A 21,907-nucleotide genomic window follows, 5' to 3' on the forward strand; every position below is an offset into this window, starting at 1 on the left:
GCCGACGGCCGCCTGGACGTCTCAGGAGGCGAGCGACGCCCCGGGGATCGCGGCGAGCAACTCCCGGGTGTACGGATGCTGCGGCGTGTCGAAGATGCTCTCCGGGGTGCCGCTCTCGACCACGATGCCGCGCTGCATGACGTGCACCTCGTCGGAGATCATGCGCACGACGGCGAGGTCGTGGCTGATGAAGAGGTAGCTGAGCCCGAGGCGCTTCTGCAGGTCGGCGAGGAGGTCGAGGATCTGCGCCTGCACCAGCACGTCGAGCGCCGAGACCGCCTCGTCCAGCACGACGAGCTCGGGCTCCAGGGCCAGGGCGCGGGCGATCGCGACACGCTGCCGCTGTCCGCCGGAGAGCTCGTGCGGCAGCCGCTCGGCCATGGCCGCGGGCAGGGCGACCTGCTCCAGGAGCTCCAGGACGCGGGCGTGCCGGGAGGCCGCGGTGCCGATCCGGTGCACGCGCAGCGGCTCGGCGATCGACTGCTCCACGGTGTACCGCGGGTCGAGCGAGGCGTAGGGGTTCTGGAAGACGGGCTGGACGCGGCGGCGCAGCGCGAAGAGCTCCGTGCGGCGGAGGGTCGTCAGGTCGGTGCCGTCGAAGAGGATGGACCCGGAGGTCGCGTCCTCCAGCCCCAGCACCATGTTCGCCGTGGTGGACTTGCCGGAGCCCGACTCGCCCACGATGGAGACGGTCGTGCCGCGGCGGATCGAGAAGCTCACGCCGTCGACCGCCGTGAAGGTCTGCGGCTCCCCGGCCTTCGCGTTCCGGAGCGGGAACTCCTTGCGCAGGTCGCGGATCTCGACGAAGGGCACGGCGTCGGCGGCGATCTCGCGTGAGGGCAGGGCGTCGCGGCGGGACGCCAGGCTCGGCGCGGCCGCGAGCAGCTGCCGGGTGTACTCGTGCTGCGGGTTCCCCAGGACCTGCGCCGAGGTCCCCTCCTCGACGACACGGCCGCGGAACATCACGACTATCCGGTCGGCGCGCTCGGCGGCGAGAGCGAGATCGTGGGTGATGAGGAACACCGCGGTGCCCAGCTCGTCGGTCAGCTGATCGAGCTGGTCGAGGATCCGCCGCTGCACGGTGACGTCGAGCGCCGAGGTGGGCTCGTCGGCGATGAGCAGCCGCGGTTTGCAGGCGAGTCCCATCGCGATGAGCACACGCTGCCGCATGCCGCCGGAGAACTCGTGGGGATACTGGGTCGCCCGGCGGGCGGCATCGGGGATCCCGACCATCTCCAGCAGCTCGACCACGCGGGTCTTCGTCGCGTCGCCGCTGGTATGCCCGTGGACTTCGAGCGCCTCCCCGATCTGCTCGCCGACGCGCATGAGGGGATTGAGGTTCGACATCGGGTCCTGCGGCACGAGGCCGATGCCGGCCCCGCGGAGGGACACCATCGCGTTCTCGGGGAGGTCGGTGAGCTCGCGGCCGTCGAATCGGATGCTGCCCGCGGTGATGACGCCGTTCTCGGGCAGCAGACGGTTGACCGCAGCCGCCGTGGTGGACTTCCCGGAGCCGGACTCGCCGACCACGGCGACCGTCTCCCCGGCGGCGATGTCGATCGAGATGTCGCTGATGGCGGTGACCAGCTCGGAGCCGGTCCGGAAGGCGACCGCGAGGCCGTCGATGCTCAGCACGGGCGGAGTGGTGCTCATGGGGTACTCGTTCCTTCGGGGTCCAGGAGTGCGGGCAGCGCTGCGCGCCAGAGGGTCTCGGTGGGGGCGACCTCGCTCGCGAACAGCCGGTTCGCAAGCAGGACGACGGCGGTTCCGGTGGCGGGGACCACGCCCAGGGCGCAGCCGGTGTATCCGGGGTGCCAGAGCATCCGGACCGGCCGTCCGCCGGCGGTGACGGTGTCACTGCGCCAGCCGAGCGCCTGACCGGGGTCGGGGCCGTCGCGGAACAGCTCGGCCACGAGTGCCGGGTCCCAGAGGTCCGGGTGCGCCTCGGCATCGGCGAGCGCGACGCCGAGAGTGAGCAGGTCGTCGACCGTGCCGAAGAGGCCGGCGTGCCCGGAGACGCCGCGCAGGGCGTGGAAGCAGTTGCCGTCGTTGACGACACCGGTGATCTCCCCCTCACGCCAGGGGAAGTGCCGACGAGAGGTGAGGATCGGGTAGGGCGTGCCGGTGGCGACCATGCGTCGCTCAGCGGCATCCCCGTCGCCCGCGGATGACGCGACCGGACCGGAGACGGGCCCGTAGCCCGTGCGTGTGAGGCCGAGGGGCTCGGTCACGAGCTCGCGCACGGCGGCGTCGAGGGAGAGGCCGGTCGCGGCGGCGACGATGCGGCCGAGGATCAGGAAGCCCAGGTCGGAGTAGTGCCGTCCGTCGCCCACGCCGTAGCGGAGCGGGAGGGCATCTGCGGCGGCCGCGCCGTCGGCGTGCGTGCCGTCGAGGTACAGCGGCTGCCATTCCCACAGTCCCGCCCGATGCAGCAGCAGATAGCGCACGGTGGTCCCTGGTGCGCAGGCGGTGCCGGGGACGAAGCGGTCGACCGGATCGTCGAGTCGGAGGTCGCCCCGGGAGGCCAGCCGGAGGATAGCGGTGGTGGTCCCGGCGACCTTGGTGACCGAGGCGAGGTCGAACGCGGTGTCCGTCGTGACCGGCGTCCCCGCGAGGTCGGCGAAACCGCCGGCGGCCGTGTCCCGGCTCGTGCGGGTGGCGACACCGGCGACGGCTCCCCGCGGCGCGGTCGGCCCGGCGAGGACGGCGGCGATCGCCTCGGCGGCGCTCATACGAGAACCCCTGTCTGGGAGCGGTCGAGCAGCACCTCGGCATCGGGGGCGATCCCGGTGATCCCCAGTCCTGCGGCCGGGGCGAGGGTGAGCCACTCCGCGTCGGCGGTGAGCCCTCCGGTCACCGGGGAGCGGCGCAGCCACGATGCCGCGTCGAGGTCGTGCACGACGTCCGGAGCGACGGCGGCGGCGAGATGCGCCGCGGCGGCCACACCCACGTGCGACTCCATCATGCAGCCCACGACGACGCCGAGGCCGGCGGAACGGGCGGCCTGCACGCAGGCGAGCGCCTCGCTGAGCCCGCCGGTCTTGGCGAGCTTGACGTTCACGAGCCCGGCAGCCCCGCGCGCGGCGATGTCGCGGACATCCTGCGCGGTGCGGACGGACTCGTCCGCCATGATCGGGGTGTCGACGGCGGCGGTCACCACCGCCAGCGCGTCGAGGTCGCGCGCGGCGACGGGCTGCTCGACGAGCTCGAGACCCACGCCGGCGTCCTCCGCCGCCCGGATGACGCGGATCGCCGTCCCGGCGTCCCACGCCTGGTTCGCGTCCACGCGCAGGGCGATGTCGCCGCCGACGGCGGCACGGACGGCCTGGAGCCCCGAGACCGTGTCGTGGTCCTGGGACGCCTTGACCTTGAGGCACCGGAATCCCGCCGCCGCATACTCGGCGGCGGTCACGGCCAGCGCCGTCGGCTCCGCCACGGACAGCGTCATGTCGGTGCGGATGCGCGCGGGCGCGTCTCCGTCCGGGGCGAGCGTCTGTGCGAGCGGCTCGTCTCGGTGCTGCGCGGTGAGGTCGGCGAGCGCGCACGCCACCGCGCTGCGTGCGGCGGCGTTGCCCCAGGCGGCCGCAGCGAGGGCGTCCGGCAGCCCGGGATCGTCGACCGAGCGCCCGAGCACGGCGTCGGCGAGGGGACCGGCGACCACAGCCGCCACGCTCTCGGGGCTCTCGCCGGTGACGCGCCAGCTCGTCGCGGCCTCCCCGTATCCGCGGCGGCCGTCGGCGTCGGTCACCTCCACGAGCACGACGTCGAGGTGGGCCGTGCGACGGACGGCCGTGACGAAGGGGCGCGCCAGCGGCGAAGGCACCCGCAGCACGCGTATCCGTTCGACGACGGTCACGATCCCGCCGCCTCCGTGAGGGTGAGGGAGTCGATGGCCGCCACCGGCTCGGGCATCTGCAGCGGGCCGGCGCCGGGCGTGATCGTGCCGAGGATGCGCGGCTCGCGCGCCCCCGTCCCGCCGGGCACGATCGCGGGGACGCCGTGCAGGGTCGACCAGCCGATGAGCGCGAGGAGGATGGCCTCCTTGCTGTCGGCGGGGGCGCCGAGCTCGTCGGCCAGCACGACCTCGGTCTGCGGCAGCGCGGTCCGCAGCCCCTCCAGGAGCAGCGGGTTGCGGCAGCCGCCGCCGGACACCGCGAGGAACCCGATCCCGGCGGCCTCGACGTCGCGGGCGACCGTGCGGACCGTGAGCTCGGTGAGCGTGCGCACGACGTCGGGGACCGCGATCTCGCGTCCCTGCGCCGCGAGGTGCTCGTGCACGTAGGCGAGGTGGAAGTGCTCCTTGCCGGTGCTCTTGGGCGGAGTGAGGGCGTAGTAGGGGTCCGCGAGCATGGCGTCCAGCAGCGCCTCGTCGACCCGTCCGGTCCGGGCGATCGCCGCATCGTCGTCATAGCCGAGCGGGTTGAGATCGTGCGCGACGATGACCGCGTCGACCAGCGCGTTCGCGGGGCCGATGTCGTAGGCGACGAGGCCGTCCGGGCGGACGACGGTCATGTTCGAGATGCCACCGAGGTTCAGCGCCGCCGAGACGCCGGCGCGGCCGCGGAGCAGCAGCTCGTCGAGGAACGACACGAGCGGCGCGCCGTGGCCGCCCGCGGTGATGTCGCGGATACGGATGTCGGAGACGACGGGCACGCCGGTCTTCTCGGCGATCCAGGCGGGCTGCCCGATCTGCAGGGTGCCGAGCGCGTGCGCGCCGTCGACCCAGTGGTACACGGTCTGGCCGTGCGAGCACACCGCGTCGACGCCGCCGACCTCCGCCGCGATGTCGGCCGCCACGTCGGCGAACGCCTGCCCGATGAGGGTGTCGAGTTCGGCCACCTCGGCCAGGGTGGTCTGCGCCGGGGGCAGCGCGGCGATGAGGCGTGCCCGCAGCTCGGGATCGTAGGGGATGCTCGTGGAGGCGAGCACCGTGCCCCGGAGGTCGACGCCGTGCGCCGTGAAGCCCCCGTTGGTGGCGAAGTCGACGACGGCGGCATCGATCCCGTCGTGCGAAGTGCCGGAGATCAGTCCCAGGACGCGCATCAGTTCTCCTCCAGTGCGGTGCGCAGACGGCCGCCTGCTGCCGCGAGTCGGTCGGTGGCCGCGGCGAGGTCCTCCCCGCGGCGGATCATGATCGAGGCGAGCTTCACATCCCACCCGGAGCTCTCCAGCGCGGCGGCCGCCGTGTCGCGATCGACAGCGGCGATCGTCCGCACCATGCGGATCGCCCGCTCGCGGAGCTTGTGGTTCGTGGCCTTCACGTCGACCATCAGGTTGCCGTAGGCCTTGCCGTTCCGGACCATCGCGATGGTCGAGAACATGTTCAGCACGAGCTTCTGCGCCGTGCCGGACTTCAGTCGCGTGGAGCCGGAGAGCACCTCGGGGCCGACCTCGACCTCGATGCCGTGCTCCGCGGTCGCGCTCAGCACGGTGCCGGTATTGCACGACAGGCCGATGCTGAGCGCCCCGCGCTCACGCGCCCGCCGGACGGCCGCGACGACATAGGGCGTGCGACCGCTGGACGCGATGCCGATCACGGTGTCGAGCGGGCCGATGCCGGCCTCGTCGATCGCGGCGGCGCCGGCGTCGGCGTCGTCCTCCGCGCCCTCGACGGGGTTCACGATCGCGCCGGGACCGCCCGCCATGATCGCGAACACGAGCTCCGGCGGCGTGCTGAACGTGGGCGGGCATTCGGAGGCGTCGAGCACCCCGATGCGTCCGGGGGTGCCGGCGCCCACGTACACCAGGCGCCCGCCCTGCGCCATGCGCGCGGCCGTCTGCTCGATCGCCGGGACGATCTGCGGGAGAGCGCGCTGCACGGCCGCGGGCACGGTGGCGTCGGCCTCGTTCATGGTCTGCGCGAGCTCGGCCACGCTCATCTGGTCGAGGCGGGCGTACCGGGGATCGCTCGCCTCGGTGGCGAGGGCGCCGAGGTCTTCCGCGATCATCGCTTGCCCCGGTTCCGCGGATCGAGGCTGTCGCGCAGCCCGTCGCCCAGCAGGTTCAGGCCGACGACGAGGAGCACGACGATCACGCCGGGGGCGATCATGGTCCACGGGGCGATGGTCACGAGGGTGCGCGCCTCGAAGATCATGGAGCCGAGCGACGGCGCGGGCGGCGGGGTCCCGAGTCCGAGGAAGCTCAGCGACGCCTCCGTCAGCACCGCCCACGAGAGCGACAGCGTGACCTGCACGATGATGATCGAGGTGATGTTCGGCAGCACGTGGCGGAACATGGTCGCCATCCGCGCCTGACCGGTGCTCTTGGCCGCCTTGACGTACTCCACCTCGCGCAGCGACAGCACCGGGCCGCGAGTGACGCGGATGAAGATCGGCACGTAGACGATGGCGATGGCCACGGCGATCGTGAACCAGTTGCGGTCGAACACCGACGCGAGCGACAGGGCGAGCAGCAGCGGCGGGAACGCGAACAGCACATTGGTGACCGCGGTGATCGCCCCGTCGGAGAAGCCGCGGTAGAAGCCGGCGATGAGTCCGCAGACCGTGCCGACCACGGTCGCGAACGCCACGGCGACCACGGAGATGAGGGCCGAGTTGGCGACGCCGGCAGCCACCCGGGAGAACACGTCGCGGCCGAACTGGTCGGTCCCGAACCAGTGCACCGCGGACGGCGGCTGCAGCCGGGACGGCGGGTCCTGCGCGAGCGGGTCGAACGGCAGCAGGCCGAACGCCGAGACGAGGCTCAGCACCGCGAGCAGCACGACGATGATGAGGCCGGCGAGACCGCTGCGGCTGCGCAGCAGGAGACGCACGCGCTCCATCGTGCGCCCGCCGCCGGGAGCGAGGGCCGGGGTCTGAGAGATGTCGGTCATGCGGCACGCACCCGGGGATCGATGACCCGGTAGAGCAGGTCGGTGAGCAGGTTGACGATGACGAAGGCGAGCGCGATCACCAGGACGGTGCTCTGCACGAGCGCGTACTCCTTCTGCTGGATGCCGAGCAGCACCTGGCGCCCGATGCCGGGGAGCGAGAAGATCTGCTCCACCACGACCGCCCCGCCCAGCAGGTAGCCGAACTGCAGACCGGTCATCGTGACGATCGGGACCAGGGCGTTGCCGAGCACGTGACGCACCTGCAGCCGACGCGGGGGCACGCCCTTCGCCCTGGCGGTGCGGATGAAGTCGTTGGCGCGGATCTCCAGGACCGCGGTGCGGGTGGTGCGCATGATGGGCGCGGCGATGCCGAAGCCGAGCACGATCGACGGCAGGAGCATCTGCTGGAGGTTCAGGGCCGGATCGTCGAAGAGCCGCGCGTAGCCCTGGCCGTTCGGGTTGAAGCCGAGCGACTGCGCGAGGATCGCGAGCAGCGCCGTGCCGAGCAGGAACGCGGGGATGGAGAGGCCGGCGAGACCGACGACCTGGCCGACGCCGTCACGCAGCGAGTCGGGCTTCGAGGCGGACAGCATGCCGAGCGGGATGCCGATGGCGAGCGCGATGACGATCGAGAAGATCGCGAGCTCGAAGGTGACCGGCAGCGCGGCGGCGGTGAGCTCGAGCACGCTGGTCTGGGCCCGGGAGGAGAAGCCGAGGTTGCCGGTGAAGATGTTGCCGAGCCAGGAGAAGAACTGCACGATGAGCGGCTGGTCGAGCCCGTAGTACGCCTCGAGCGCGGCACGCTGCGCCGGGGTGAGGGCCGCCGCCTCGGTGCCGAGGCCGGAGCTGATCTGGTCGCCGGGGATGGCGCGCAGCATCAGGAAGACGAAGACGGCGACGCCGAAGAGGGTGCCGAGGGCTGCGAGGATGCGTCGCAGCACGCTGTTGCGGAGGAGCTGTCTGAACATGCGCGTGGGTGGGGTGCCTGTCGTCGGGGAGGCGAGGGGGCGCGCGTGTCCGCGCCCCCTCGTTCCACTACTGGATGGAGGTGGTCCGCAGGTACTGCAGCGAACCGTTCGCCATCGGGGTGAAGCCGTCGACGGTCGAGGCCGTCGCGGTGTAGGTGTAGCTGGTGAACAGCCAGATCCAGGCGGCGTTGTCCTCGAGGTTCTCGGAGACCTGCGCGTAGATGTCCTTGCGCTTCTCCGGGTCGGCCGTCTCGCGTCCCTCGGCGAAGAGGGCGTCGAGCTCAGGCGAGGAGTACCCTGCGACCTGGTTCAGGTTGCCGGTGCTGGTGAAGTAACGGCCGTACATGCCGTCCGGGTCCGGGCGTCCGCCGTTCAGGGCGACCGCGGCGTCGAAGTCGGCCGCGATCCAGCGGTCCACGAACGCGCCGGACTCCAGCACCTCCAGGTCGAGCGTGATGTTCGCATCGGCGAGCTGCGCCTTGAGGTTCTGCGCCTCGTTGACGGAGGTGGCGTACTCGCCCTGCGACACGATCGTCTTGACGGTGACGCCGTCCTCCTTGCCGGCCTTCTTCAGGTACTCGGCCGCCTTGTCGAGGTCGCGCTCCGGGCACGGGCGCGCGTCGGGGTCGGACTTGAAGGCGGGAGAGGTGATCGGACCGGTGACCTCGCCCTCCCCGAGCGCGGCGGTGTCGAGCACCTCCTGGCGGTCGATCGCGCACTGCATCGCGAGGCGCACGTTCACGTCGGCGAGGTCGCCGCGCTGTGCGTTCAGCTGCAGGGCGTGGTAGCTGAGCTGCGGGGTGGTGGCGACCTCGACGTTCGCGCCCTCGGCCGTCTGCGCGACGAGCGGGTCGTCGAACACGGCCAGCTGTACGTTGCCGGACTGCATCGCCGAGACGATGGACGACTCGTCGGGGATCACGCGGAACTCGACGGTGTCGAGCAGCGCCGTGTCGCCCCAGTAGTCCTCGTTCTTGGCGAGGGTGAGCGACTGGCTCGCCTTCCGGTCCTCCAGCACGAACGGGCCGGTGCCGTTCGGAGTGGTGTTGAGCGCCTCCTCGGTGTCGTCCGACGAGAGCATCGCCATGTTGATCACGGCGAGGTTCGCCGGCAGCGCGGCGTCGGGGGCGCTGAGGGTGAGGGTGACGGTGCTCTCGTCGGTGGCCTCGACCGCGGCCACCGAGGCGAGCGAGCTCGCGGCCACCGCGGCGGTCGCCTCGTCGGCGATGGCGTCGAGCGAGTACTTCACGTCAGCGGAGTCGAACGCGCTGCCGTCCGCGAACGTGACGCCCTCGCGGAGGTGGAGGGTGACCGTCAGTCCGTCCTCGGAGACGTCCCACGACTCGGCGAGACCGGGGACGACGTTGAGCTCCTCGTCGAACTCGGTCAGCGTGCCGTACAGGTTCTGCAGGACGTTGACCGCCTGGAACTGGGTGGCCTTCCACGGGAAGAGCGTGTCGGGATCGCTCGTGACGCCGATGACGAGGTCGCCGCCGGCGGCGCCCGATCCACCGTCGGACGGGTTGGATGCGGGCGCGGAACACCCGGTGATGACGAGCGCCGCGGCGAGGCCCGTGGCGGTGAGGGCGCCGAGGGACGCCCACCGTGCTGTGCTCATGCTGTTTCCTCCTGGCTGGGACCGCGTCGCCCTGGCTCGGATCAGGCGGTGCTGCCTGATGCCCCGCGAACATCGTCGGTCTGGGTAAGTACCAAAAGTACACGAAAGTACCTACGCGTGTAACAGAAGTTCCTCTAGTGTTATGAACACCGATCGGAGACCCCATGCCCCACGATGCCGCCCGCGACGATGCCGGCACCCACCTCGTGCTCGTGCGGATGCGCGCCCTCCGCCCCGAACTCCGTCCGAGCGAACAGCGCATCGCCGACCTGTTCCTCGCCGACCCCGCCGGAACCGCCGGGCTCTCCGTCGCGGAGCTCGCGCACCGCTGCGACACCTCGACCACGTCCGTCGTGCGGTTCTGCAAACGACTCGGATACGAGCATGTGCGCGAGCTGCGCAACCACGTGCTGCGGGAGGTCGAGCGCGAGACGTTCGACACCGCAGCACTCCCCGCCGTGTCCGGCGACATCGACCGCAACGACACCCTCGCCGACATCGTCGCGAAGGTGTCGCTCGCCGAGACGCTCTCGCTCGCCGACACCGCCAAGGTGCTCGACACCGACGCACTCCGCACCACGGTCGAGGCGATCACCTCCTCGACCCGGGTGGACATCTTCGGCGTGGGCGCGAGCTCCATCGTCGGGCTCGACCTCCAGCGCAAGCTCACCCGGATCGGGCGGACGGCGTTGGAGTGGTCCGACCCGCACGCCGCGTGGACCTCGGCCGCCACCCTCGGGCCGGGGAACGTCGCGATCGCCGTCTCGCACACGGGCGCCACGACCGACACCATCGAGTTCCTCCTGCTCGCCCGGCAGGCGGGCGCGACGACCATCGCCATCACCAACCACGCCGGCTCCCCGCTCGCCGGTCAGGCCGACATCGTGCTGACCACCGCGGCGCGCGAGACGGGCTTCCGCTCCGGGGCCCTGGGCAGCCGGATCGCCCAGCTCATGGTCGTCGACTGCATCTTCATCGGGGTCGCGCAGTCCAACTACGACCGCTCGATGGAGGCCCTCCGCGACACCTTCGCCGCCGTGCATCACGTGCGCGCGGGCGGTGCCTGAGATGAGCGCGAGCCGACTCCGCGTCGGGCTGTTCACGGCGTTCGGCGGCCTCGGCGTGACCGCGGCGTTCGTCCCGGCCGTCCTCCCCTCCGCGGAGCGCACGACGGACGCCGACCTGAGTGCCGCTGTGCCCGTCCTCTTCGCAGGCCTCCTCGTGGGGGTGCTGCTGTCGGGTCCGCTCCTCGTGCGCCGCGCGCCGCGGACGACGCTCGTGCTGGGCAGCAGCCTGCAGGCGGCCGCCATCGTCGGTGTCGCCCTCGCGACGGATCCGGGCGTCTTCATCGCCTCCGCTGCGCTCGCGGGGCTCGGGTTCGGTCTCGTCGAGGCCGCGGGCTCCGTGGCCGCCAAGGCCGCCAGCACCGAAAGCGCGACCGGGGTGCTGAGCGCCCTGATGGGCACGGTCGCCGTGTGCGCCGCCGTCACACCGCTCGTGGTGGCGCTCGGGGCCGGCGCCCGTCCGTCCCTGGCGCTGCTCGCGACCGTACCCCTGGCAACCGTCGCGGTGCTCGCCGGCGCCACCACTCTCGCCCGTTCGACCGGGGCGCCGGCGCGACGGGACGCACGCTCCCTGCTCGTCCTTCTCCCCTTCGCGCTGGCTCTGCCGCTCTACGTCGGCGTGGAGACCGTCCTGTCGGGCTGGTCGGCCGTGATCCCGGAGCGGGCGCTCGCGATCGAGCCCGCCACCGCCGCCCTCGGCACCTCCGCCTTCTGGGCGCTGATGGCCGTCGGCCGCTTCGGCGCCGCCGGTCTCCGGCGCGCGGCGGTTCCGCCGCTCGCGCTGCTGGCGACCGCAACGGGTGCCGCCGCCCTCCTCCTGGTGCTCGCCGGGGTGCTCCTCGGCGAGCTGCCGGTCGCGGCGCTGCTCATCCTCGCCGTCGTGGTGGTCCTGCTGGCCCCGAGCTACGGCCTCATCCTCGGACTCGCGCTCGACCGACTCGATCCGGCCCGCAGCGCCGCCGTCACCGGGGCGCTCGTGGCCTGCGGCGCGGTCGGCGGCACGTTCGTGCCCACGCTCGTCCTGCTGATCGGGCGCGACCCGGCGTCGAGCGTCACCTTCCTCGTGTCCGCCGTGGTGTGCGCGGTCATCCCCGTGCTCATGCTCGTGGCGTCGCGCTCCGGACGCCCCGTCCCGGCGCTGCAGTGACGCACTCTTCCTCCCCCATCGGGTCCGCACGCGACCTCTTCACAGATGCCGGAAATCCGACCGGCGCCCGCACGCCGACCACGTATCGTCGAAGCCACACCCGCATCGAGGAAGGGAGCACCGTGTCCGCGGACACCGTCACGATCATCGTCAGCGCGATCGGCATCGTGCTCACCCTCGGCGCGAGCCTGTTCGCGGCAGGGGCGTGGATGATCCGTCGCATCGACGAGCGTCTCGGCACCGTCGACCACCGGCTCTCCGCGCGCATCGACACCGTCGAAGAGAAGCTCACCGCACGCATCGACACCGTCGAGGAGAAGCTCGGCGCCCGCATCGATGCGGTGGCGGCGGACGTCACGGACCTGAAGATCGCCGTCGCCCGGCTCGAAGGGCCCCCGCGACGCCTGCTCGTGTCAGGAAGCTGAGCCTCCCGTCAGCGCAGGACGAGGGCGGCGGCGCCGATCAACGGCCCCTCGTCGCCCAAGCCCGAGCGGACGACGCGGGTGCGACGCGAGTATTCGTGCACGGCGCTGGCGGTGAGAGCCTGCTGGACGAGATCGATGTAGTCCGCCGACACCCGCGAGAAGCCCCCGCCGATGGCGACGACATCAAGGTCGACGAGGGTGGCGGCATCCGCCAGCGCCTCCCCGACGGCGCGGGCCGAGCGCTCGATTGCCGCACGGGCGACGGCGACACCGGCCGCGGCATCCCGAGCCAGGTCCTCCCCGGTCGCCCCGGACCAGCCCTGCTCCCGCGCCCAGGCGGCACTGGCAGGTCCGGAGGCGATCTCCTCGAGAGTGAGCCCGCCCTCGCGGCGCATCTGGCCGAGGTGCCCGGCGTTGCCGCTCGCCCCGGGCACATACGCACCGCCCACGACGAAACCGCCGCCGACGCCGGTGGACACGACGATCGACAACGAGGCTCCCGCCTGCTGCGTCGCCCCCAGCCACGACTCCGCGAGCGCGAGCGCGCCGCCGTCGTGACCCAGGACCGCCGGGACGTCCCGTCCGAGCGCGGCCGAGGCTGCGTCGGCGACCGCCGCCACGAGTCCGAAGCCCCGCGCGAGGGGCATGTTCACCGGCATGATCTCGCCGCGGGTCCGATCAACGGGACCCGCGCTGCCGATCCCGGCGCCGACGAGCTCCGCGTCGGCGGGAAGGGCCGCGAGCGCATGCCGCACGATCGCGTCGACCGCCGCCGTCAACGACGCCGACGTCGCCTCACGGCCGGTGGGCTGCCGGCTGCGGCTGCCGGGGACGAGCGCGCCGTCGTCGGCGACGAGGGCGGCCTCCATCTTCGTGCCGCCCACATCGACGGCCAGCGCGTAGCGGGTCACTGCGGGTCGAGTCCGAGGTCGTCGAGGTCGAAGGCCGCGCGCCACTCCAGGCCTTCGGCCTCGATGGCGGCCTGCGCGCCGGTCTTGCGGTCGACGATCACCGCGACGGCGACGACCTCCGCGCCTTCCTTGCGGAGCGCCTCGACCGCCTTGAGCGCGGACTGCCCGGTGGTCGACGTGTCCTCCAGCACGACCACGCGCTTGCCCTTCACGTCGGCGCCCTCGATCTGGCGACCGCGGCCGTGGTCCTTAGGCTCCTTCCGCACGACGAACGCGTCGAGCGGACGGTCGGTGCCGACCGAGGCATGCAGGACGGCGTTCGCGATCGGGTCGGCGCCGAGCGTCAGACCGCCGACGGCGACGACGTCGAGATCGGCGATCAGGTCGAGCATGATGCGGCCGATCGCCGGGGCGGCGCGGTGGTCGAGGGTGAGCTTGCGCATGTCGACGTAGTACGTCGCCTTCTTGCCGCTGGAGAGGGTGAAGTCACCGTGGAACACCGCCTCGTCCGTGATGAGGGCGAGGAGGGTCTGGCGGTCTGCGTCGAGTGCGGTCACGGCATCCAGTGTAGGAGGCACACCCTAGGCTGGACGCATGCGCTTGGCCACCTGGAACGTCAACTCCATCCGCACCCGCGTCACCCGCACCGTCGAGTTCGCCGTCCGTGAAGACATCGACGTGCTCGCGATGCAGGAGGTGAAGTGCAAGCCGGAGCAGTTCCCATATGCACCGTTCGAGGAGGCCGGCTACCACGTCGAGGTGCACGGCCTGAATCAGTGGAACGGCGTCGCGATCGCGAGCCGGCTGCCCGTGACCGACGTGCGCACCGCCTTCGACGGCATGCCCGGGTTCGCGAAGGGCCACGAGGGCCCGGATGCCCCGCAGGAGGCGCGCGCCCTGGGCGTCATGGTCGACGGCGTGCGCGTCTGGAGCCTGTACGTGCCCAACGGCCGCTCGCTCGACGACCCGCACTACGCCTACAAGCTGCACTGGCTCGAGCAGCTCAAGCGGTCCACCGCGGCCGAGCTGTCGGCGAACCCCGAGCTGCCGCTCGCCTTGGTCGGCGACTTCAACATCATCCCGTTCGACCATGACAACGGCGATCCCGACATCGTGGTCGGCCGCTCCACCCACGTCTCCCCCGCCGAGCGCGACGCGTTCTTCGCGCTGACCGACGCGGGCGTGACCGACGTCGTGCGCCCGCTGCTCCCGGAGGGCTACACCTACTGGGACTACCAGCGGTTGAAGTTCCCGCGCAACGAGGGCATCCGCATCGACTTCATCCTCGGCTCGAAGCCGTTCGCCGATGCCGTCACCGGCGCGTCGATCCACCGCAATGAGCGCAAGGGTGAGCAGCCCAGCGATCACGTGCCCGTGGTGGTCGATGTGGACTTCGGCGGCGACGACGCCGACGACGACCTGCCGATGATCTTCTCCTGACCCTTCGACAGGCTCAGGCCCTTCGACAGGCTCAGAGACTCATCCCATGCGGCTGATCGCGACCGACCTCGACGGCACGCTGCTCGACAGCTCATCCGCGGTGTCGCCGCGCACCCGTGCGGCGCTCGATGCCGCGCGGGACGCCGGTGTCGCGGTGGTGCCGGTCACCGCCCGCCAGCCCATCGGCCTTCGCGTGATCGCCGCCGACGCCGGATTCGACGGGTGGGCGCTGTGCGGCAACGGCGCGTACGCGACGCATCTCACCGAGGGCCGCATGCTGTTCGCCGAGGAGCTGCCGCCCGCGACCCTCCGCACTCTCGCCGACGCGCTGCGCGCCAGCGTCCCCGGCCTGCTCTTCGCGAGCGTACGGGAGGGCGGCGAGACGTTCGTCGCGCAGCACGGCTATGCGGCGATCGCGCAGCTGTCCGACCACAAGCGCGACCCCGCGACCATGGGCGGCGTCCCGCTGGACGAGGTGCTGGCCGCGCCGACGCTCAAACTCGTGATCCGGCACCCCGAGCTCGCGCCCGCCGCCCTCTTCGAGACCCTGCGGTCCCTCGGGCTCACCGGGTTCGAGGCCACGCTGTCCGGCGCCCCGTTCGTCGAGGTCATGGCGCAGGGCGTCACGAAGGCCACGGGACTCGCGCGCCTCTGCACGCACCTCGGCATCGATCGCTCCGACGTCGTGGCGTTCGGAGACGCCCTCAACGATGTCGAGATGCTCCGCTGGGCCGGTCGCGGCGTGGCGATGGCGCACGCGGAACCCGTCGTGCAGGAGGCCGCGGACGAGACCACCGCGACCAACGACGAGGACGGCGTGGCCCGCGTGATCGAGCGCCTGCTCGGCGGAGGCTAACGCCCGAGAGCGTCGAGGGGCAGCGCGCGGCGACGGCGCAGGAGCAACCCTCCCGCGAGCAGCAGCCCCATGCCCATAGCCAGCGCGAACGATGACAGCTCGCCACCCGTCGTCGCGAGCGCATCCTCGCCCTCCGGCGGGGTCGCCACACCGCCAGACGCGGAGGCCGCGACGCGCACCGTCGCACTCGCGAGAATCATGCCCTGCGCGTCCAGCGCCACGATGGTGTGAGTGCCCGCAGGGGTGCTTGCCGGGATGCGGTAGACGCCGGACACAGCACCGTCGGCTCCGGCGGTCAGCGTCCCCAGGACCACCGGGTCAGAGCGCAGCTCCACGGTGATCTTCTCGCGTGCGGTGAATCCGGTCCCGGACACGGTGATCTCCCCGCCCGCGACGATGGACTCGGCGGAGAGAGCGAGCTTCGCCTGCGGCTCGGGCTCCGGAAGACCGGTGCGCGGGTTCAGAGCGAAGTCGATACCGGATACGGTCTGCCCTTCCGGGACCCTGACCGGCGTCGCCTCGGCCGCTGTGGCGACGCCGTCGAAGAACTGCGGCTGGGCGGTCGAGCCGTCGGCGAAGGTGGCCGTCGCCTTGAGGACGTACGATCCCGCCGGCAACGTGAACGAGTAGCCCCCTGTCTCCACATCCACGCGCGTGGACGTCACGAGGTACTGTCCGCTCCAGGCCTCGACGACGCTCTTCGTCGCCGTGGCACCGAACGAGACCGTGCCCGTGACCGTGCCGACCTTCTCGAGTCCCGCATCGATACCCGTGATCTCAGCCGCTGCGGTGACGGTGACGAGCGTCGCCTCCTCCCACAGGAACGCGTCCTGCCAGTACTCCTCGGCGTAGCCCCGCTCGAGGGTGTGGAACAGCACCCGATAGGTTCCCGGCACGACGGGGACCCGGTAGGTGCCGTCGCTCGCGGTGTCGGTGTACCAGACGTCCAGGCCGCGGTCCGCGGCATAGAACGCCACAGCCGCCGGCATAGGCTCCCCATCGGCCTCGCGTGTCACGGCACCGCTGATGTAGCCGTAGGCGGCGAGTGCCGCGTCGACCCCGGTCACGGTCTGCAGCTCCGTCACCGTGATGAGCGTCGCTTCCGACCAGGTGTAGGAGTCATCCCAGTACTCCGCAGCCAGAGCGGGGTCGGCGGGACCGAACTGCAGCCGGTACGAACCCGCGGGGATGCCGCCGACCTCGTATGTGCCGTCGACGCCGGTGGTCGCTGCGCTCACGATCTCGTTGCGTGCGTCGAGGACGTTCACGACGACGCCCTCGAGCGGCGTGCCGTCGTCCTCTCGGCTCACCGTGCCGCCGATGGCACCGCCCTGCGCCAGGGTGGCGTCGACGCCCTCGACGGCCTGCCCGTCGGCGATGACGACCGGGGTGGCCGCGTCGAAGGTAGACGCCCCCTGCCAGTACTCCCGCTTGAGATCCGTCCCGTCCGCGAAGAACATGACGACATGCGAGCCGTCGACGAGACCTCTCAGCGTGTAGCGTCCGTCGGCGTCGCTGGTGTCCATGGCCCAGGCACCGTTCGGCCCACTGGCCGTCACGGTGACGCCGGCGACGGCCGTGCCGTCGTCTTCGCGGGTCACCGTGCCGGTGATGGACCCGGTCGGCAGCGGCGCCAGAGCGGCGTCGATCCCCGTGACCGCGGAACCCTCCACGACCGTGACCCGCTCAGCGCGCCAGGACTCCGTCGTGTCGTTCCAATACTCGTCGGCGAATCCCGGGGCGGTGAAACGCACGACCCAGTCGCCGTCGATCAGCTCGTTCAGAGAATAGGCGCCGGCCTGATCGGTGAGTGCCTGCGCCTCGATCTGCCCGTCCTCCGCCGTCGCGATCACGGTCACGCCCACGAGCGGACTACCGTCGGCGGCCGCCGTCACCGTGCCGGAGATACTGCCCTCCGGTGCAGCCGCGGACGCGGACGTCACCCCGCCGAATACCAGTGCCAGCGCGGCGATTCCGCCGAGAACAGCCTGACTGATCGCGCGTCGTCGGGCCATGTCCCCACCCTCCGAAGGAGGCCGGCGCAGCCCTGTGCTGTCGCGGTCGACCCCGAGTCCTGCCGATCCCGCGGCATTGCCTTCTCCGAATGTAGAGGATCGAGGCATCGGAAGGGAATAGCGACGTCATAGGAAAGAGCTACTCCGTCCGGAGCACGGGTGGCGGTCGCAGACCGAGGAGAGCCAGGGCGCCCGCCCCCGCCGTGAGCGCCGCGATGACGCCGATTCCGACCGCCGGCACCGTCGCCGTCGCCACGGCCCCGGCGACCAACGGGCCACCCGCGTCGCCCAGCTCCCGGCCCAGTTCCGCACTGCCCATCGTGCGTCCCATGCGTTCCGCGGGCGTCGATGCCGCCAAGTGGGAGAACGCCACCGGCGTCGCCAGGCCCACCCCGGCGCCGACCAGCACGCCCGTGACGCACAGCACGATCGGCGTCACCCACAGCGCGGTGAGCCCGATGCCGACGCCGATCAGGAGCAGCCCGCCGACCGCCTCGAGACGGACGGAGAGCCGACCGCGGTCGTGCGCCGCGCCGACGAACGGCTGCACGATGCTCGACACGATCGCCAGCACCGTGACGATCGCCATGCTGCCCACCGTGCCGAGCCCGGCCTGTCGCCCGAGCAGCGGGAGGAACCCCACGGCCACGGCGAGCGCACCGGTCGTGGCCGCCAGCACGAGGGTGGGGACGAGGAACCCCGGGGCGAGGAGCTCCCGGCCGAGGTCGACGAGCGTCACCCGCTTCCGCGGCAGCACGGGCACGGCGGGGACGGCGAGGAGCACCCATCCGGCTGCCGCGAGTCCGAGCACGGCGAGGGCCCAGAACAGGGCAGGGCTCCCTCCGGCCACCACGAGCACCGCGCCGAGCAGCGGGCCGAGGGCGTAGCCGAGACTCTTCCAGGAGCCGTAGCGCCCGAAGTACCGGCCACGCGACGCCTCGTCCGTCAACCGCGCCACCGCAGCGGACGAGGCCGGCGAGAACGCGGAGGCCGCGGCTCCCTGGCCGAAGCGCGCGATCACGAGACCGAACATGCCGGGGGCCAGAGCTCCGACCATCGAGAACGCGGCGAAGGCCAGCAGCCCGCCGACGATCACCGGCCGCACGCCGACCCGGTCGCTGAGGGCGCCGAAGAGCGGTTTCAGCAACACCTCGGCGAGGTCGTACAGCGCGAGCGTGAAACCGAACGCCAGCAGCGTCCAGCCGATGTCCTCGGTCTCGGCGCCGAGGGCCGCGGCGATGCCGTGCGCGCCGAACGCGGTGGTGAAGCCGGCGAGGTAGAGCGGTGCCAGGCGCGGGCGCGTCGAGGAGGTCACACCTGATCCTGGCAGACGTACCGCCCGCGTCCGTCGCACGGGGGATGCCGCGCGACAGCCCCCGCCCTACGGTGGAGGGATGGCCTTCACCCGGACGCCGACCCTGCGCGACCAGCGCGGCGACCTCCTCCTCGCGCTCGTCCTCTTCGTCGGCGCGATCCTCAGCGCGGCGCTCTCCTCCATCGCCCAGGTCTACGGCGACGAGCAGGCTCCGCTGTGGACCGCGCTCGTCTACGCCGTCGTCGTGGCGGCGCCGCTCGGGTTCCGACGGCGCTGGCCCGGCACCGTGGCCGTCGTGGTGTCGCTGGCCTACTTCACGGCTGTGACGATCCGGGTACCGGAGATCTACGTCGGCAATATCGCGATGTTCATCGCGCTCTACACGGTCGGCGCCTGGATGAACGATCGCCGGAAGGCCCTCGTCGTCCGCGTCGCCATCATCGTCGGCATGTTCGTGTGGCTCCTCATCACCATGTACCGCGACGCCATCAGCGAGGCGGACAAGGCGGACGTCGTCGCCGGAGCCATGTCGCCCTACGTGGCGTTCATGCTCATCCAGATCCTCCTCAACGCCCTGTACTTCGGCGGTGCCTATTACTTCGGCGAGCGCTCCTGGGCGGCAGCCGAGCAGCGCACCGTGCTGGAAGAGCGCACCCGCGAACTGGAGCGCGAGCGCGAGGTCACCGCGGCGCAGGCGGTGGCCCTCGACCGGGTGCGGATCGCCAGGGAGCTGCACGACGTCGTCGCCCACCACGTGTCGGTGATGGGCGTGCAGGCGGGCGCCGCGCGCCTCGTGCTCGAGAGCGATCCTGCCCAGTCGGCGCGCATCCTCTCCGGGATCGAGTCCTCCGCGCGGGACGCGATCCAGGAGCTGCGCCAGCTGCTGGAGACGCTGCGCACTCCCGGCGGCGACACGACCGAGTCGGCGTCGACCGTCTCCCTCGACGACATCGCGGCGCTCGCGCAGGCATCGACCGAGGCGGGTCTCCCCACCGCGTACACCGTGATCGGCGATCCGGTGCCCGTTCCCTCGCTCGTCGCCGTGAACCTGTACCGGATCGCACAGGAATCGCTGACCAACGCCCGTCGGCACGCCGGACCGGGGGCGACCGCGGACGTGCGCGTGCGTTACGACGACAACGGCGTGGAGGTCGAGGTCGTGAACACCGGCCGCGCCATCGCCCAGCTGCGACCCGGTCTCGGACAGCTCGGCATGCGGGAGCGCGCGGCGGCCTCCGGCGGCACGTTCGAGATCGCTCCGCGCGTCGCCGGGGGCCTGCGGGTCCGGGCGCGGGTGCCGCTCGGCACGGCCGTGCCGGAGGGCGCACGATGACCGCGCCGATCCGGGTGCTCCTCGTCGACGATCACGCCCTTCTCCGCGCGGGATTCCGCACGATCCTCGACACCCAGCCCGACATCGCGGTCGTCGGAGAGGCCTCGACAGGAGCCGAGGCCGTCGCGCAGGCCGCCGCGCTGCGCCCTGACGTCATCACGATGGATGTGCAGATGCCCGACATGGACGGGATCGAGGCGACGCGCCGCCTCGTCGCCGACCCGTCGGTGGGCGCCGCGATCGCGATCGTGACGACGTTCGACCGCGACGACTACCTCTACCAGGCGCTCGAAGCCGGCGCGAGCGGATTCCTCCTGAAGAACGCGGGCGCCGAGGACCTCATCTCCGCGGTGCGCGCTCTCGCGGCGGGGGACGGCATGCTGGCACCCGAAGTGACCCGCCGCGTCCTCACCCGCTTCGCCGGCGCGACCCCGGAGGCCGGCGCCGCTCCCGTCCGCGCGGTGGCGAAGGCGCCCGCGATACCCGTGCTCGCGGAGCCGCTGACCGAGCGGGAGGCCGAGGTGCTGACCCTGCTCGCCGACGCCCGCAGCAACGCCGAGATCGCACGTGCGCTGTTCATCGGCGAGGCCACCGTGAAGACCCATGTCTCCCGCATCCTCCAGAAGCTCGGCGCCAGGGACCGCGTGCAGGCCGTCGTGCTCGCGCATCGGATGGGGCTGGCCTGACCGGAGGTGGACTGCTCCCCCGCGATACTCTCGGAGCCATGCCCGCCGCCGTCCCCGTAACCCGTCCGATCATCGCCGGGATCGTCACGGCGCTGGTCGGGTTCACGAGCTCCTTCGCGGTGGTGCTCACGGGACTCGACGCCGTCGGTGCGTCGGCGGCGCAGGCGGCCAGCGGACTCCTCGCCGTGAGCCTCGCGATGGGGCTCGCCTGCATCGTGCTGGCCTGGCGCTACCGGATGCCGATCACGGCCGCGTGGTCCACCCCCGGCGCGGCCCTGCTCGTGGCGACCGGCAGCGTCGAGGGCGGCTGGCCCGCCGCGGTCGGGGCCTTCCTCGTGACCGCTGCCCTCATCCTCCTCACGGCGCTCTGGCCCGCACTCGGTGCTCTGATCGCGCGGATCCCGCCGTCGATCGCGCAGGCCATGCTGGCAGGGGTGCTGCTGCCGCTCTGCCTCGCGCCGATCACCGGGGTCGTCGCGAACCCGTGGGGTGTGCTCCCGGTCGTGCTGACCTGGCTGCTCTTCGCCCGTCTGGCTCCCCGGTGGGCCGTGCCGCTGGCCTTCGCCGCCGCGGCCGCGGTCGTCGCTCTGTCGCTGGTCTCCGCCGGGACCCCCGTCGACCCGGCCGTCCTCCTGCCGCGGTTCGAGCTGACGATGCCGGCCTTCACGGTCGGGGCCCTGGTCGGCATCGCGCTTCCGCTGTTCATCGTGACCATGGCGTCGCAGAACGTGCCGGGTATCGCGATCATGCGCAGCTTCGGCTACAAGGTCCCGTGGCGTCCGGCGATGCTCGTGACCGGTCTCGGCACGGCGCTCGGCGCTCCGGCGGGCGGTCATGCGATCAACCTCGCCGCCATCAGCGCGGCCCTCGCCGCGTCCCCCGACGCCGACCCCGACCCCACCCGGCGCTGGCTCGCCGGTGTCTCGACCGGAGCGTCCTACCTCGTGCTGGGCGCGTTCTCCGCCGCCTTCGCCACGCTCGTCGTGCTCGCCCCGACGGCGGTGATCCCGGCGGTCGCGGGGCTGGCGCTGTTCGGCGCCTTCGGCGCGGCCGTCCAGCAGGCGATCGACGACCCCGGTGAGCGGCTCCCCGCGGTCGTCACGTTTCTCGTCGCCGCCTCCGGCATCGCGGTGCTCGGGGTGAGTGCGGCGTTCTGGGCGTTGGTCGCCGGCCTGCTCGTGCGCACGGTGCTGCACGTCGGCCGTCCGTCCCGCGGCTGATCCGTCGCAGTCCCCCCTGCGGGGGATGCCCCGCCCCGCCCGTGCTCAATAGCGTGAAGATCATGCGGATCACCTTC

At 72.1% G+C, this 21,907-nt stretch carries 20 protein-coding genes; 8 read left to right on the plus strand and 12 right to left on the minus strand.

Annotated elements, in window-relative coordinates; all coding sequences use genetic code 11:
* Positions 1-21: 21 nt before the first annotated feature.
* The 8 genes from RI211_RS15695 to RI211_RS15730 all read right to left on the minus strand — a co-directional run bounded on the left by RI211_RS15695 (position 22) and on the right by RI211_RS15730 (position 9,418).
* Complete coding sequence (locus RI211_RS15695) at positions 22-1,653, minus strand: ABC transporter ATP-binding protein (RefSeq protein ID WP_315636481.1); 1,632 nt, start codon at positions 1,651-1,653, stop codon at positions 22-24.
* Positions 1,650-2,732, minus strand: a complete 1,083-nt coding sequence (locus tag RI211_RS15700; protein WP_315636483.1) for a serine hydrolase domain-containing protein — start codon at positions 2,730-2,732, stop codon at positions 1,650-1,652. The genes RI211_RS15695 and RI211_RS15700 overlap by 4 nt, the downstream gene beginning before the upstream one ends.
* A complete protein-coding gene (locus tag RI211_RS15705; RefSeq protein ID WP_315636485.1) occupies positions 2,729-3,856 on the minus strand; it encodes an enolase C-terminal domain-like protein in 1,128 nt (375 codons plus the stop codon). Before RI211_RS15705 ends, RI211_RS15700 begins: the two co-directional genes overlap by 4 nt.
* On the minus strand, positions 3,853-5,043 hold the full coding sequence (locus tag RI211_RS15710; RefSeq protein WP_268776989.1) for an anhydro-N-acetylmuramic acid kinase: 1,191 nt from the start codon (positions 5,041-5,043) through the stop codon (positions 3,853-3,855). The genes RI211_RS15705 and RI211_RS15710 overlap by 4 nt, the downstream gene beginning before the upstream one ends.
* Positions 5,043-5,948, minus strand: a complete 906-nt coding sequence (gene murQ, locus RI211_RS15715; protein ID WP_315636488.1) for an N-acetylmuramic acid 6-phosphate etherase — start codon at positions 5,946-5,948, stop codon at positions 5,043-5,045. Before murQ ends, RI211_RS15710 begins: the two co-directional genes overlap by 1 nt.
* Positions 5,945-6,832 (minus strand): ABC transporter permease, encoded by an 888-nt coding sequence (locus RI211_RS15720; protein WP_187662593.1) that lies wholly within the window; start codon positions 6,830-6,832, stop codon positions 5,945-5,947. Before RI211_RS15720 ends, murQ begins: the two co-directional genes overlap by 4 nt.
* Positions 6,829-7,800, minus strand: coding sequence for an ABC transporter permease (locus RI211_RS15725; protein WP_187662594.1), 972 nt, complete (start codon positions 7,798-7,800; stop codon positions 6,829-6,831). The genes RI211_RS15720 and RI211_RS15725 overlap by 4 nt, the downstream gene beginning before the upstream one ends.
* 67 nt (positions 7,801-7,867) lie before the next feature.
* Complete coding sequence (locus RI211_RS15730) at positions 7,868-9,418, minus strand: ABC transporter substrate-binding protein (RefSeq protein ID WP_315636492.1); 1,551 nt, start codon at positions 9,416-9,418, stop codon at positions 7,868-7,870.
* 164 nt (positions 9,419-9,582) lie between these two features.
* On the opposite strand from RI211_RS15730, the gene RI211_RS15735 reads away from it, so the two are divergent.
* The 3 genes from RI211_RS15735 (at position 9,583) to RI211_RS15745 (ending at position 12,054) form a co-directional block, all read left to right on the plus strand.
* Positions 9,583-10,485: a MurR/RpiR family transcriptional regulator gene (locus tag RI211_RS15735; RefSeq protein WP_315636494.1), complete on the plus strand. Its 903-nt coding sequence runs from the start codon at positions 9,583-9,585 to the stop codon at positions 10,483-10,485.
* Position 10,486: 1 nt separating this feature from the next.
* Positions 10,487-11,629, plus strand: coding sequence for an MFS transporter (locus tag RI211_RS15740; RefSeq protein WP_315636495.1), 1,143 nt, complete (start codon positions 10,487-10,489; stop codon positions 11,627-11,629).
* Between the two features lie 122 nt (positions 11,630-11,751).
* Positions 11,752-12,054, plus strand: coding sequence for a hypothetical protein (locus tag RI211_RS15745; protein ID WP_315636497.1), 303 nt, complete (start codon positions 11,752-11,754; stop codon positions 12,052-12,054).
* Positions 12,055-12,062: 8 nt separating this feature from the next.
* Here the strand turns inward: RI211_RS15745 and RI211_RS15750 are convergent, their stop codons facing one another.
* Both RI211_RS15750 and pyrE read right to left on the minus strand, forming a co-directional pair.
* A complete protein-coding gene (locus RI211_RS15750; protein WP_315636500.1) occupies positions 12,063-12,965 on the minus strand; it encodes an ROK family protein in 903 nt (300 codons plus the stop codon).
* On the minus strand, positions 12,962-13,522 hold the full coding sequence (pyrE, locus tag RI211_RS15755; RefSeq protein WP_025104912.1) for an orotate phosphoribosyltransferase: 561 nt from the start codon (positions 13,520-13,522) through the stop codon (positions 12,962-12,964). Before pyrE ends, RI211_RS15750 begins: the two co-directional genes overlap by 4 nt.
* 37 nt (positions 13,523-13,559) lie before the next feature.
* Between pyrE and RI211_RS15760 the strand changes: the two genes are divergently transcribed.
* Both RI211_RS15760 and RI211_RS15765 read left to right on the plus strand, forming a co-directional pair.
* On the plus strand, positions 13,560-14,405 hold the full coding sequence (locus RI211_RS15760; RefSeq protein ID WP_315636501.1) for an exodeoxyribonuclease III: 846 nt from the start codon (positions 13,560-13,562) through the stop codon (positions 14,403-14,405).
* Between the two features lie 46 nt (positions 14,406-14,451).
* Positions 14,452-15,261: an HAD family hydrolase gene (locus RI211_RS15765; RefSeq protein ID WP_315636502.1), complete on the plus strand. Its 810-nt coding sequence runs from the start codon at positions 14,452-14,454 to the stop codon at positions 15,259-15,261.
* Here the strand turns inward: RI211_RS15765 and RI211_RS15770 are convergent.
* Entirely contained in the window at positions 15,258-17,276 is a 2,019-nt protein-coding gene (locus RI211_RS15770; RefSeq protein WP_315636503.1) for a carboxypeptidase regulatory-like domain-containing protein, read from the minus strand. The genes RI211_RS15765 and RI211_RS15770 overlap by 4 nt on opposite strands.
* Positions 17,277-17,415: 139 nt before the next feature.
* A complete protein-coding gene (locus RI211_RS15775; RefSeq protein WP_315636506.1) occupies positions 17,416-18,591 on the minus strand; it encodes an MFS transporter in 1,176 nt (391 codons plus the stop codon).
* 79 nt (positions 18,592-18,670) lie between these two features.
* Here RI211_RS15775 and RI211_RS15780 point away from each other — a divergent pair, with 79 nt between their 5' ends.
* The 3 genes from RI211_RS15780 to RI211_RS15790 are packed head-to-tail and all read left to right on the plus strand — an operon-like array spanning position 18,671 to position 21,830.
* On the plus strand, positions 18,671-19,924 hold the full coding sequence (locus RI211_RS15780; RefSeq protein ID WP_315636509.1) for a sensor histidine kinase: 1,254 nt from the start codon (positions 18,671-18,673) through the stop codon (positions 19,922-19,924).
* A complete protein-coding gene (locus RI211_RS15785; protein ID WP_315636511.1) occupies positions 19,921-20,610 on the plus strand; it encodes a response regulator in 690 nt (229 codons plus the stop codon). Before RI211_RS15780 ends, RI211_RS15785 begins: the two co-directional genes overlap by 4 nt.
* Before the next feature lie 38 nt (positions 20,611-20,648).
* The gene (locus tag RI211_RS15790; RefSeq protein ID WP_315636513.1) at positions 20,649-21,830 is read left to right on the plus strand and encodes a benzoate/H(+) symporter BenE family transporter; all 1,182 of its coding nucleotides are present in this window, start codon (positions 20,649-20,651) and stop codon (positions 21,828-21,830) included.
* Positions 21,831-21,907 lie beyond the last annotated feature (77 nt).

It is taken from the genome of Microbacterium meiriae (assembly GCF_032364335.1).
GTDB lineage: Bacteria > Actinomycetota > Actinomycetes > Actinomycetales > Microbacteriaceae > Microbacterium > Microbacterium meiriae.

Bases quoted from the DNA above. Each gene is read 5' to 3' on its own strand.
- RI211_RS15740 (WP_315636495.1), top strand. From the start codon at position 10,487: ATGAGCGCGAGCCGACTCCGCGTCGGGCTGTTCACGGCGTTCGGCGGC.
- RI211_RS15735 (WP_315636494.1), top strand. From the start codon at position 9,583: ATGCCCCACGATGCCGCCCGCGACGATGCCGGCACCCACCTCGTGCTC.
- RI211_RS15765 (WP_315636502.1), top strand. From the start codon at position 14,452: ATGCGGCTGATCGCGACCGACCTCGACGGCACGCTGCTCGACAGCTCA.
- RI211_RS15785 (WP_315636511.1), top strand. From the start codon at position 19,921: ATGACCGCGCCGATCCGGGTGCTCCTCGTCGACGATCACGCCCTTCTC.
- RI211_RS15710 (WP_268776989.1), bottom strand. From the start codon at position 5,043: ATGCGCGTCCTGGGACTGATCTCCGGCACTTCGCACGACGGGATCGAT.
- RI211_RS15695 (WP_315636481.1), bottom strand. From the start codon at position 1,653: ATGAGCACCACTCCGCCCGTGCTGAGCATCGACGGCCTCGCGGTCGCC.
- RI211_RS15770 (WP_315636503.1), bottom strand. From the start codon at position 17,276: ATGGCCCGACGACGCGCGATCAGTCAGGCTGTTCTCGGCGGAATCGCC.
- RI211_RS15720 (WP_187662593.1), bottom strand. From the start codon at position 6,832: ATGACCGACATCTCTCAGACCCCGGCCCTCGCTCCCGGCGGCGGGCGC.
- RI211_RS15790 (WP_315636513.1), top strand. From the start codon at position 20,649: ATGCCCGCCGCCGTCCCCGTAACCCGTCCGATCATCGCCGGGATCGTC.
- RI211_RS15780 (WP_315636509.1), top strand. From the start codon at position 18,671: ATGGCCTTCACCCGGACGCCGACCCTGCGCGACCAGCGCGGCGACCTC.
- RI211_RS15730 (WP_315636492.1), bottom strand. From the start codon at position 9,418: ATGAGCACAGCACGGTGGGCGTCCCTCGGCGCCCTCACCGCCACGGGC.
- RI211_RS15725 (WP_187662594.1), bottom strand. From the start codon at position 7,800: ATGTTCAGACAGCTCCTCCGCAACAGCGTGCTGCGACGCATCCTCGCA.
- RI211_RS15760 (WP_315636501.1), top strand. From the start codon at position 13,560: ATGCGCTTGGCCACCTGGAACGTCAACTCCATCCGCACCCGCGTCACC.
- murQ (WP_315636488.1), bottom strand. From the start codon at position 5,948: ATGATCGCGGAAGACCTCGGCGCCCTCGCCACCGAGGCGAGCGATCCC.
- RI211_RS15700 (WP_315636483.1), bottom strand. From the start codon at position 2,732: ATGAGCGCCGCCGAGGCGATCGCCGCCGTCCTCGCCGGGCCGACCGCG.